Source organism: Robertkochia aurantiaca (assembly GCF_020166495.1).
In the GTDB taxonomy this organism is placed as follows: domain Bacteria; phylum Bacteroidota; class Bacteroidia; order Flavobacteriales; family Flavobacteriaceae; genus Robertkochia; species Robertkochia aurantiaca.
This window is the reverse complement of sequence record NZ_JAINZS010000007.1, coordinates 21,834-33,471: the sequence shown is the minus strand read 5'-3', so window position 1 is coordinate 33,471 and position 11,638 is coordinate 21,834. Positions and strand designations below refer to the sequence as shown.

Annotated in this window: 11 protein-coding genes; all 11 read left to right on the top strand. The window is 31.9% G+C overall.

Annotated features, from left to right (window positions below):
* The first annotated feature begins 32 nt into the window (after window positions 1-32).
* Genes K7R10_RS13775 through K7R10_RS13725 form a run of 11 tightly spaced genes read left to right on the top strand, consistent with a single transcriptional unit; the run spans window position 33 to window position 11,629 of the window.
* Window positions 33-1,304 carry a lipopolysaccharide biosynthesis protein gene (locus K7R10_RS13775; RefSeq protein WP_224485312.1) on the top strand — a complete coding sequence of 424 codons (1,272 nt, stop codon included), beginning with the start codon at window positions 33-35 and terminating at the stop codon, window positions 1,302-1,304.
* Between the two features lie 2 nt (window positions 1,305-1,306).
* Entirely contained in the window at window positions 1,307-1,858 is a 552-nt protein-coding gene (locus K7R10_RS13770) for an acyltransferase (protein ID WP_224485311.1), read from the top strand.
* Entirely contained in the window at window positions 1,836-2,735 is a 900-nt protein-coding gene (locus tag K7R10_RS13765; protein WP_224485310.1) for a sulfotransferase, read from the top strand. The genes K7R10_RS13770 and K7R10_RS13765 overlap by 23 nt, the downstream gene beginning before the upstream one ends.
* Window positions 2,725-4,140 (top strand): polysaccharide deacetylase family protein, encoded by a 1,416-nt coding sequence (locus K7R10_RS13760; RefSeq protein WP_224485309.1) that lies wholly within the window; start codon window positions 2,725-2,727, stop codon window positions 4,138-4,140. The genes K7R10_RS13765 and K7R10_RS13760 overlap by 11 nt, the downstream gene beginning before the upstream one ends.
* On the top strand, window positions 4,124-5,227 hold the full coding sequence (locus K7R10_RS13755) for a GumK N-terminal domain-containing glycosyltransferase (protein WP_224485308.1): 1,104 nt from the start codon (window positions 4,124-4,126) through the stop codon (window positions 5,225-5,227). Before K7R10_RS13760 ends, K7R10_RS13755 begins: the two co-directional genes overlap by 17 nt.
* Complete coding sequence (locus K7R10_RS13750) at window positions 5,224-6,393, top strand: hypothetical protein (RefSeq protein ID WP_224485307.1); 1,170 nt, start codon at window positions 5,224-5,226, stop codon at window positions 6,391-6,393. The genes K7R10_RS13755 and K7R10_RS13750 overlap by 4 nt, the downstream gene beginning before the upstream one ends.
* The gene (locus tag K7R10_RS13745) at window positions 6,377-7,546 is read left to right on the top strand and encodes an O-antigen ligase family protein (protein ID WP_224485306.1); all 1,170 of its coding nucleotides are present in this window, start codon (window positions 6,377-6,379) and stop codon (window positions 7,544-7,546) included. Before K7R10_RS13750 ends, K7R10_RS13745 begins: the two co-directional genes overlap by 17 nt.
* Window positions 7,518-8,567 carry a glycosyltransferase family 4 protein gene (locus K7R10_RS13740; RefSeq protein WP_224485305.1) on the top strand — a complete coding sequence of 350 codons (1,050 nt, stop codon included), beginning with the start codon at window positions 7,518-7,520 and terminating at the stop codon, window positions 8,565-8,567. Before K7R10_RS13745 ends, K7R10_RS13740 begins: the two co-directional genes overlap by 29 nt.
* Window positions 8,564-9,715 carry a glycosyltransferase gene (locus K7R10_RS13735; protein ID WP_224485304.1) on the top strand — a complete coding sequence of 384 codons (1,152 nt, stop codon included), beginning with the start codon at window positions 8,564-8,566 and terminating at the stop codon, window positions 9,713-9,715. The genes K7R10_RS13740 and K7R10_RS13735 overlap by 4 nt, the downstream gene beginning before the upstream one ends.
* Complete coding sequence (gene gmd / locus K7R10_RS13730) at window positions 9,715-10,749, top strand: GDP-mannose 4,6-dehydratase (protein WP_224485303.1); 1,035 nt, start codon at window positions 9,715-9,717, stop codon at window positions 10,747-10,749. The genes K7R10_RS13735 and gmd overlap by 1 nt, the downstream gene beginning before the upstream one ends.
* Window positions 10,733-11,629, top strand: a complete 897-nt coding sequence (locus K7R10_RS13725) for a GDP-mannose 4,6-dehydratase (RefSeq protein WP_224485302.1) — start codon at window positions 10,733-10,735, stop codon at window positions 11,627-11,629. The genes gmd and K7R10_RS13725 overlap by 17 nt, the downstream gene beginning before the upstream one ends.
* Window positions 11,630-11,638 lie beyond the last annotated feature (9 nt).

Below are 11,638 nucleotides of genomic sequence, written 5' to 3'. Positions count from 1 at the left end.
AGTAAATATTCTTTGGTTTTAGTAATAATTGAATGGCGATAAATACCAATTTCTTCTCACCAAGAATACGCAATGTAATAAGTCTTTTATCAGGGACAAGTATTGCACAGTTAGTTAATATTATTGCTTCAATATTATTAGCTAAAATGTATGATCCTGAAGATTTTGGATTATTTGCTACAGGGTTGTCTATAATCTCAATTTCTAGTCTCGTTTTTACTTTGAGATATGAATTGGCGATTGTAATTGAGGAGAGTATAATCAAATCTAAACGGTTACTTTTAATAGGTTTAGGATTGATATTCATTTTTGGAATAATTGCAGGATTACTTCTTCTATCCGTAAAAGGAATCTTACTCGAATCGATATACTTTAATGATTATCATAAACTAATTGAAATCTGGCCTATTCTTTTAACAGGCGCGATTACCTTAGCTATTTTTAATTTATTTAATTATTTCTCAATTAAAAGCAATAATTATAATACTATTTCATTGTCTTTAGTTTTAAAGAGTATCTTAGCCTTAATTGCTCAAGTTTCTCTTTATTTTATGGGGTTGGACTTTAAAGGGTTGCTACTTGGGGCTGTCGTTGGAAGCTTTTTATCTCTTTACCCATTTTCTAGATTAAAATTCCTTAAGAGTTTAAAGTTTAATCTCATAAATGATAGTAAGGAATTACTAATTAAGCATAAAAAATTTCCTTTATATTCATTCCCAGCTTCATTGGCTAACATTGCTAGTATTGAATTAAATAATATTTTCTTGCTCGGACTGTATTCACCTGAAATACTGGGCTTTTATTTTATCGCATTTAAGCTTTTAGGCCTGCCGCTATCCGTCATTGGAAGATCATTTAGTCAGGTATATTTTAAGGAAGCTAGTGATGAGAGACTAAATTCTGGAGCATCTTCAGCGATATTCATGAAGACATTTAAGGAGGTTGGAATTATTGGCTTATGTGCTCTTTTGCTTGGTTATTTATTAATAGAAAATATCTTCCTTTTAATTTTCGGTCCTGAATGGCTTGAAGCTGCCAATTTTGCAATAATAATGCTGCCATTATTTGTTATTCGGCTAGTTAGCTCTTCACTTTCTACAACACTGACTGTCTTTGAAAAACAATCAAAGGTTTTGCTAAACAATGTGATTCTTCTTTTAGCTCTTATTACTATAGTTTTACTAGCAAATTTCTTGGATTGGAGTATAGAGCAGTTTTTGATAATTTACACCACTATTTTCAGTGTAATTTATGCGATATTTTTAGGTTATTATTATCTAGTTGCTAACAAATTAATTAATTAAGTATGTGGCGATTGATTGGCTTTATATTCAGTATTTTGGAAAAAATATCTAAAAAGTCTCTTAATTCTTACTATTCGCATCGTTATAAAAGTGAATGTAAAAGTGTTGGAAAGGGAGTAAGGTTCAATGGAGTTTCTAAAATTACTGGTTTATCTAATATTGTATTAGAAGATAATGTCCATATCGGTGAAGGTGCTTTTATCCGGGGAGAAGGAGGACTTAAAATATGTGAAAATACTCATATTGCACGGAACGTCACCATTTACACCCACAACCACAATTATAAAGGCGCCAAATTACCCTACGATGATTCCTTTACTTTCAAAAGTGTTATGATTGAACGAAATGTTTGGATTGGTATTGGAGTAACAATTCTACCAGGATCAAAAATTGGAGAAGGTGCAATAATTGGAGCAGGCTGTATAGTGCACGGTAAAATACCAGAGTATGCCATAATGGGGCTATCTGGCTTAAAGAAGATTGGTGAAAGGGATATTGAACATTATAAAAAATTGGACAATCTAAAGATGTATGGAAAAGTTGATGGTAAGTAGGATTAAGTTAAAATTAGAAGAATTGCTCTTGAATTATTTGAAATATGAGATTCACCCATTTAATCAACCTAAAATAAGTGTAAATGAGTTTAATATCAAGGGATTAAATTCGGATTTTGAGCCTGTTTTTTTCCTTTCCACTGGACGGACAGGAACTAAGCTGTTTACAAGCATTTTATCAAAGGATCGGAATAATATTGTTGAGCATGCTCCTTCTCCTGAATTGATATTTGAAAGTAAGGAAATCTTCAATTTGCACGAGGGAGATTCTTTACTGGATAAGAATATTCGAAGATTAATCTTTAGCCTTCTTTTTCAGACAAGAAAACAATATTTTTTTAGGTCAGTTATACATGGTAAGCGTTATATTGAAACCAACAATAGAATTACTTTTTTCGCCCCATTGATTAAGGAGTTTATCCCGAACGCTAAGTTTGTATTCATTCACCGACATCCTGGAGAATTTGTACGATCAGGTTTGCGTAGAGGGTGGTATAGTGGCAACCATGATCACGATATTGGTCGAATTACCATGCAATCTACAGAAAGATGGTCAGAATTAAATGATATTCAGAGGATCTCTTGGTTATGGAATGAAACCAATATGTTCATTGATGGGTTTTTAAAAGACTTAAAATCAGATGATTACATTGTTCTCAATTTTAATGAGATCAATACTGAAAAAGTGGAGGAAGTAATTAATTTCATCGGATCTAAAGGAATTTCAAAAAAGCATATAAAAAATTGCCTTGGTAGTAAAATAAATGCGCAGAGAGCTGGAAGTTTTCCAGCGTATGAAAATTGGGCGGATAAAGACAGATCGGAATTAATTGATTTTTGTGGAGTTTTAGCACGTAAATATGGTTATGAATTATAATTCTCAAAAATTAGTAGTCTGTCTTCATGAGTTATACGATACTCCTGAAATTCACTACATACTTGAGCAGGTTTTGTCAGGTTTTTTAGAACTTAAGTATGAGATATTTTTTAGCAAGGAGGCTAATGATGACATCATTCTTCTGAAAAGAGAAGATAAATTTATTCAAATTGACTTCAGTTTTTTCAAGAATTATATTAGAGAAGATGGGATAAAAGGCAAAATCTTGCCTTCAACACCTCTTGGTAAGCTTTCTGTAGGCACTAAATTAAATATTCTTCATAAATATGATATACCAATATTGTTTGGTGAACCCGTTTTGCATATTAGTATTGATTCAATATTAATTGGTATTGATGTTTTCGGTTCAGCCTTTTTTATGTTAACCAGATTGGAAGAAATATATAAGTCAGGAAGAGACGAACATGATAGATTTTCATTAAAGAGTTCTATTTTATCTGAGGAAAACCTTGTGGAGTATCCTATTGTTGATATTTATGTTGATCTATTAGGAAAAGCAATTCTTAAACTTTGGCCAGATAAAATGATATCCTCGAAACCTGGCAGACTATTAGTAAGTTGCGACGTGGATTTTCTTTATGAATATAACTTGCGAGGATTGAAGGTTTTAAAGCGACTTGCTAGGAATATATTACTTGATAGATCGTTATATAAATTTATTGAGACCCTCAAGAGAAGTTTCGCAATAAATATACTGGGAAATTTAAAATATGATTCTTATAACTCCTATGATTATCTAATGAGATCATGCGAAAAAGAAAAGGTTGATTTGGCTTTTTATTTTATTGCAAGGAATAAAAAGGAGAAAATTGATGGGAATTATGATATATCCAGTCCTGATGTACTTAGGCTTATTCAACGCATATTTAAACGTGGTCACGAAATAGGTCTCCATGGAAGTTATTATTCATATGATAATTTTTTTGAGCTTGAACAAGAGAAACAACTTTTAGTTAATGTTTTAGAAAAATCAGGTCTTAGCCAAGATGTTCTCAAAGGGGGGAGACAACATTATTTGAGGTGGAACAATGAAACTAGCTTAATTTGGGATAAAAATGGACTAATATATGATTCAACATTAGGATTCGCGGAGCACGTTGGTTTTCGTTGTGGTACTTCCAAGGAGTATAATTTTTTCGATGTAATAAATAGAAAGCAATTAAATATAGTAATTAGGCCTCTAATTTGTATGGAAGTTTCTCTTTTAGACAAAAAATACATGAATCTGGACCATAAACATGCGTTCCCTATTGCATCTAATTTAAAGAAAAGGTGTCTTGATTATGGTGGGAACTTTACCCTGTTATGGCATAATTCTAGCTTTAATCATAAAGAGGATTATGAATTATTTGAAAAAATTATAAAGAATGAGGGGAAAAGATAAAAAAGTAGTTTTATTTTCAGGACATCTTTATGACTCGAAACGCAACGCAGGTTTTCATCACATCGCGAATTCCTTATTAAGCCAAGGTTTCGATGTATTATTCGTTACGGCTCCTTATAGTCTATTAAATCAAATTAAAAATTTTAGAGGGAATAAATTAAATTACCAATCCAACAAAATAAAGATCCATAATAATGGAATGAAATCATATGTTCATTATACACCATTCCATGTTGCGAACCTTCGGATTGATGCTCTAAATAATTGGACGAAAAATCTTTATAAAATATATCAAAAATTTCCTTTACACCAAATCGAAGAATTTTTAACAGACTCAAATTTTATTATTTTTGAATCTACTCCAGGGTTATTTTTGATAGATGCAGTCAAAAAGATTAATTCGGATGCTAAGTATATATATAGGGTATCAGATGATTTAGAGTTGCTCGGGGTTCACCCTTCGTTATTAGATTATGAGCAATCAAAGCTTGAATCTTTTGATTTAATAAGTGTCCCGAGTCAATATATTTACAAAAAATTAAGGGAAAAGGACAATAAGGCTAAAGTGAAACTTCAGTATCATGGAATCAACAAAGAAATATTTGATAAAGAGGAAAATAATCCATACAAAAGTAATTCTATCAATGCTGTTTTTGTTGGTATTTCACGTCTGGACTATGATTTTATTTGTTTGGCTTCAAAACGATTTAGCCACATCCACTTTCATATTATAGGTCCAATAGAAAGAAAAGTAAAATCACATAACATACATTATTACGGAGAAATCCCTTTTCAAGAAACTATTAAATATGTCAAATATGCAGACATAGGTTTGCACACTTTGTGCTATTCTAAAGGGGCTGAGTCCTTTACTGATAGTCTTAAGGTTCAACAATATACCTATTGCAATTTGCCAATAATAGCTCCCAATTTCCTTAAATCTAATAGAGAAAACAAACTCTACTACGAAAGGGATTACAGCAATTTAGATAGAGTATTCGAGGAATGCAGAAAATTCAACTTTGATAATAAACAGAAAGTTAATAGTTGGGAGGAGTTGAGTAAAATGCTGTGTGATCTATCATGAAAATCAAAACAAAATTTTATTTAGCATCCCCCTTAGTTGCAACTGTTGGATATATTCTTTTGATATATGTTCCATATTTGTATAAACCTAATTTTTTCCCCTTCTTAAAAGTATTTGACATTTACTGGCATACATTGATTTGCCTTTTTATTACCATTTTAATAATTATAGCAAGGATATTTGTTCATTATCCAAAGCTTTTAAAGCTTGATCCAACTTATATTATAGTTCCATCAATACCTAAAAAATGGTATCAAGTGTCTTTTTGCTTCGTATTGATGTCCCTTATAATGAACGCTTTTATAGTTTTTAAAGGCTTGAACGCTTATACGGGAAATGTTAACATTTCTAAGGCGACAATTAAGGAGTTTGGAGGGATAAATATAATCTCTCAATTATGCTTATTTTTTATTGTCCCATTTATTATTTACAGTTTTCAAAAAAAATTAAAGTCTTCAGTAGTTGTAGTTGGCTTATTAATTTTACTGGTCACACTACGCTCATATTTTATGGCAGAGCGCTTGGCTCTAATTGAATTAGTATTACCTCTTTTTCTTGTTTATCTTATTATCCAGCAAAAAAGGATTCAAATTGGTAAGTTGTTTAAATACATAGCTACGTTCGTAATATTTTTTATGATTTTTGAATTGTCAAGGCAATTCAAAAATCAATATGGTAATGAAGAATTAGATTTGGGTTATAAAATTTCATGGACTTTGGAAAGGCTGTTTGCTTATTATGGTGACACACAAAATAAATTTTATTACGGATTAGAAAATGAACTAGCGTATACTACAAATCATTATTCTGACTGGATCGCCAATGTTTTGGAAAATTTGGGAATCAATCTATCATCTAAAAATAGAATTGATTATGGTGAATTTAGGTGGAGAGATTTTACTAATCATGGGGGACTTAATATGATTTATACTGATTTCGGTATTTTAGGTTTAATTATAGGCTTAGTAACGATTTTTTGGTCTTTCTTTTTATTATGGTTTAGATTGATTAATGGAAATTTATTTGCCTGGAGTGTATACCCTTTTTTCTTTATTTGGATTTTAGAATTAGCAAGATATAATCCATTTTATCTGACTAGGTTTTTAGTGCCACTATTTGTTTTTATGACCGTTTATCCAATAGTTAAATATGTTCGATTTAAATAGCTCTAAAGCCTATAGCTTACACTTGTTGATTGTTTTTATATTAATCAGTTCTATTTCTTATTCTACAGCCCTTAACTCTATTTCACTTTGGGTATATATTTCTTTTTTGGCGGTTACAGTAAAGGAATATAAAAGATTTTTTGAGGAAAAAATTATTGTGGGATTTATAGGATTAGGATTCTTCTTTCTCATTGCTGTAATCAGTGTAAGAGATCTTGAACTTGATACCATTTGGTTCCTATTACGATTGGCGCCGCTCATACTCATACCATTATTATATTCCATTTCAGGATTAAAACCAATATCCTTAGAAGACTGGACCATTATTATATCTGTTTCAACTTTGATTGCAATAATATTGGGATTAATGAATTCTATTCAATTTTATAATAGACCGGATGAGCATTTTTCTTTTATTCATTTACCGCACACTATTTATGGAAATTACCATCCTATATACTTTGCGATGCAATTAGGATTAACAATAGTTTTAAATATCATTCTTCTTTTTAAAAAAAAATCAATTTTCATTTCACTATCCGCAATTACCTCTTTTATATTTTTAATTATCCTTGGAAAACGCTCTGCTATAGTATTTACTTTATTGAGTATAGTGATGATAACGTTCAAACGTTCTAATTATAAAAAAGCAATTATTACTGCATTATTATTGTCATTTTTATTACTCGTTTTATTTATCATATCACCATATAATTTATGGCGTATTAATAATATAGATCAAATGGGCGAAGGTTATGAAAGGTTGATAATGTTAGAAGCTTCATTAGATGTTTTAAGTAATAACCCATTATTTGGCGTTGGTACAAACAACGTATATGACATTTTAGGTGAAGAGTATTTGAAGATGAATATCGAGCCCCCTTTTTATTCCAACAACCCCCATAGCCAAGTATTGTACACTTTGCTAATGTCTGGGTTAATAGGCTTGGCATTTTACATTTCGGCAAGCTCAGTTTTATTATACAAAATAATACGATCGAAGGATCATGTAATGTTAATAAGCTTTCTTTTTTTGACTGCTGTATCTTTCACAGAAACCATTTTGATTAGGCAGGCAGGAATTGTTTTATATTCTTTATCATTATCAATAATTTATTTTCGACATGCCATCAAAAAACAAGATAATCATTAATGGAAGATTTCTTTCCCAGCCAATTACTGGAGTACAGAGATTTGCTTCAGAAATTACAGCTATTTTATGTCAATCAAAAAATGTGGAGGTTGTAGCGCCCAAGAACATTATTCATTGGGGATTGGCTAAAAAATTTAATGTCAAGATCATTGGTACGTTTGTCGGTCATTCCTGGGAACAATTTGACCTAATGATTTATCTTAAAAAGGAAAAGTGCTTATTATTATCATTGTGCAATACAGGACCTCTACTTTGCTTGACTCAAGTAATAACAATTCATGATTTGGGTTTTAGAAAACACCCAGAATGGTATTCCAAGAAGTTTTCACTTTACTACAATTTTTTAATCCCCAAGTTGGCTAAGTTGTCTAAACACATTTTAACTGTGAGTGAGTATTCGAAAATGGAACTAATTAATGAACTTGGAATAATTGAAGAGAAAATAAGCGTTGTTTATAATGCACCTTCTAAAATATTTAGAATAACTGAGGATAAAGACAAGAGTCACGGGAATAATAAAAATTATATTCTTACGGTTTCTTCACATCACCCTAGAAAGAATTTTAAGAATTTAATTTCTGCATTTAATTTAATGTCTCAAGAAGATTTATTTTTATATATAATCGGGAATAATAACAATAATTTTAATTCAAATATTGACTATAAAACTGTTGATAATGTTAGGTTCTTGGAAAACATTAGTGATAATGAGCTTGTAGATTATTATAAGGGTGCTAAATTATTTGTTTTCGCTAGTTTTTATGAAGGTTTCGGTATTCCCATAATCGAAGCAATGAGCATGGGGGTACCAGTTTGTGTTTCAGACATTCCCGTATTTCATGAAGTATGCGGATCTTCAGCATACTACTTTGACCCCCATGATGTTGAGGATATGGCAAATAAAATCCATAAATCTTTGGTTAGTCCAAAAAATATTAAAGAATCTAATATTTCGGATTTTAATTGGGGTAAGAGTGCAAAAAAAATATTCAGAATTTTAGAAAATATTGATAGCAAATGAAGAAAGCTTTAGTTCACGATTGGTTTACTGTATATGGTGGCGCTGAAAGATGTGTTGAAAGTTTTATTAATTTATGGGAAGATTTCGATGTTTTTTCACTTGTCGATGACCTTAACGAAAGTGATAGAAAAACAATTTTAAAAGGAAAAAAAGTCCAAACTTCATTTATTCAAAATTTACCTTTCGGGAAGAAGAGGTATAGAAATTATTTGCCATTATTTCCATTGGCAATAGAGCAATTAGACCTACGAGATTATGAGCTTATAATTTCTTCTTCTTCTTCAGTCGCTAAAGGTGTATTGACCAATCACAATCAGCTTCATATTGTATATATGTATTCACCCGTTCGCTATGCTTGGGATCTTCACTTTCAGTATTTAAAAGAGAGTGGATTGGAAAGTGGTTTCAAAGGATTCTTGGCAAAATATTTCTTACATAAGTTGAGAGTTTGGGATTTGATTACAGCAAATAGGCCGGACTACTATATAGCTATTTCAAATTACATAGCCAAAAGAATAAAGAAAACTTATAACAAGGAGGCGTTCGTAATTTACCCTCCCGTTGATACTTCCAATTTTAATATTAGTGAAGTCACTAAGAATTATTATATAACCTGTTCTAGAATGGTGCCGTATAAAAAGATTGACTTAATTGTAAGAGCATTATCTGGCACTGATAGACAGTTAATAGTAATTGGAGACGGACCTGAGTATGATAAAATCAAACGAATTGCTTCTGAAAACGTACAATTATTGGGTTTTGTTGAAAAGGATCAAATGCTTAAACTATTGAAAGAGTCAAGAGCTTTTATTTTTGCAGCGGAAGAGGATTTTGGAATTGCTCCCGTTGAAGCCCAAGCTTGCGGTGTTCCAGTAATTGCTTATGGAGCTGGTGGTGCATTAGAAACAATTAACGGTTTTTATCCACAGCAGAATATTGAAGTAGAACGTTATTCTGGGGTGTTTTTCAAAGAGCAAACGGAAGAATCATTAATAGAATCATTAAATTGTTTTGAACAGGTAGAAAGTAGATTTGATAAAAATGTTATCAGAGATAATGCCTTAAGATTTAGAACTGAGAGATTCGAATCCGAATTCAAAGAATTAATTGATAAATTATATAGAAACTGGAAATTAGAGCAGAATTAATGAAAAAAGCAATAATTACTGGCATTACAGGTCAAGATGCGGCTTATTTAGCGGATTTACTTTTAAATAAGGGTTACAAGGTATTTGGCACATATCGAAGAACAAGTTCCACTAACTTTTGGAGAATTGAAGAATTAGGGATTAATGATCATCCAAACTTAGAGTTGCTAGAGTATGATTTGGTTGATCTTTCAAGTGCTTATAGAATAATTAGTCAAGTGGAGCCCGATGAAATTTACAATCTGGCGGCACAGAGTTTTGTAGGGGTTTCATTTACCCAGCCGGTAGCTACAGCACAGATCACAGGAATAGGTGCATTGAATCTTTTAGAGGCAATCAGATCTATAAACCCTAGGATCAAATTCTATCAGGCATCTACTTCCGAAATGTTCGGAAAGGTACATGCGATACCACAAAATGAGGACACTCCATTTCATCCAAGAAGTCCCTATGGTGTAGCTAAGGTATTTGCTCATTGGGCAACCTTAAATTACCAGGAATCCTATGATCTTTTTGCAACAAGTGGTATTTTATTTAATCATGAGTCACCTCTTCGCGGAAAGGAATTTGTAACAAGGAAAATAAGTGATGCTGTAGCGAAGATAAAGCTAGGAAAACAGGATTTACTTGAACTTGGGAATTTAGATGCAAAAAGGGATTGGGGATATGCAAAGGAATACGTGGAAGGAATGTATAAAATGTTGCAAATTGATAAGCCCGGAACTTTTGTGCTAGCCACTAATCAAACCAGAACGGTAAGAGATTTCGTAAGTATGGCCTTTCAAGCAATAGATGTGAACATTGAGTGGGAAGGAACAGGAGAAGATGAAAAGGGTATAGATGCCAAATCTGGCAAAAAACTGGTTCAGGTAAATCCTAAATTCTATAGACCTGCGGAGGTAGATCTATTGATTGGTGACGCCAGTAAAGCCCACGAAATGTTAGATTGGTTGCCTAAGACCACTCTCAGAGAGTTATGTGAGATGATGGTGAAAAAAGACATTGAAAGGAATCAAAATGGAAGTACGTTCTAAAGGTAAAGTTTTTATTACTGGTATAACGGGTTTCACAGGTGTTTATCTGGAAGCCAAATTAAAGCAATTAGGATTTGAAGTGTTTGGAACAACACTTTCAAATCCTAATTCAAATAATCATATAAAGTGCGATATTTTAGACGAGGATTCTTTGCTGACAACTCTTAAGGATGTTCGCCCTGATTATATTTTTCATCTTGCAGCAATTTCTTTTGTTGCTAGTGAAGATCAGGATTTAATATATCGTGTGAATATCTTTGGCAGTATAAATTTGTTGAATGCAGTTGATAGTCTCGATTACATTCCAGCTAAAATAATAATCGCCAGTAGTGCCGCAATTTACGGAAGGAGAAGTGGCTCTTTGGATGAGAAAATGTGTCCATTACCTGTAAATCACTATGGGAATAGTAAGTTGGTAATGGAGAATATGGTCCGCCACTATTTTGATACTCAGAATATCATTATAGTAAGACCTTTCAATTATACGGGGATTGGACAGGATGAAAAATTTTTGATACCAAAAATAGTTTCACACTATAAAAGGAGAGAAAGAAACATTGAACTCGGCAATATTGATGTTTACCGAGAGTTTAACGATATAGCCTACGTTATAGATTGTTACATTCAATTGATGAATTCGACTGTTAGTTCTGAGATCGTCAACGTTTCTTCAAACAATGCTATTAATATTAAGGAAATTCTTCAGGAAATGAATAAGATAGCAGGCCATGAAATCAATGTAAAGGTAAATCCATCATTTGTTCGTAAAAATGAAATCGAAATATTAAAAGGTTCCACCGATAAACTTTATGACTTACTAGGTGAAAAAATAAAACCCATTCCACTAATTGAGTTGCTTTCGAAGATGTACAAAGCTTAATTTCTCGTT

Coding starts and splice junctions, on each gene's coding strand:
- K7R10_RS13725 (WP_224485302.1), top strand. CDS start 10,733: ATGGAAGTACGTTCTAAAGGTAAAGTTTTTATTACTGGTATAACGGGT.
- K7R10_RS13750 (WP_224485307.1), top strand. CDS start 5,224: ATGAAAATCAAAACAAAATTTTATTTAGCATCCCCCTTAGTTGCAACT.
- K7R10_RS13755 (WP_224485308.1), top strand. CDS start 4,124: ATGAGGGGAAAAGATAAAAAAGTAGTTTTATTTTCAGGACATCTTTAT.
- K7R10_RS13775 (WP_224485312.1), top strand. CDS start 33: ATGGCGATAAATACCAATTTCTTCTCACCAAGAATACGCAATGTAATA.
- K7R10_RS13760 (WP_224485309.1), top strand. CDS start 2,725: ATGAATTATAATTCTCAAAAATTAGTAGTCTGTCTTCATGAGTTATAC.
- K7R10_RS13770 (WP_224485311.1), top strand. CDS start 1,307: ATGTGGCGATTGATTGGCTTTATATTCAGTATTTTGGAAAAAATATCT.
- K7R10_RS13765 (WP_224485310.1), top strand. CDS start 1,836: ATGGAAAAGTTGATGGTAAGTAGGATTAAGTTAAAATTAGAAGAATTG.
- K7R10_RS13745 (WP_224485306.1), top strand. CDS start 6,377: ATGTTCGATTTAAATAGCTCTAAAGCCTATAGCTTACACTTGTTGATT.
- gmd (WP_224485303.1), top strand. CDS start 9,715: ATGAAAAAAGCAATAATTACTGGCATTACAGGTCAAGATGCGGCTTAT.
- K7R10_RS13740 (WP_224485305.1), top strand. CDS start 7,518: ATGCCATCAAAAAACAAGATAATCATTAATGGAAGATTTCTTTCCCAG.
- K7R10_RS13735 (WP_224485304.1), top strand. CDS start 8,564: ATGAAGAAAGCTTTAGTTCACGATTGGTTTACTGTATATGGTGGCGCT.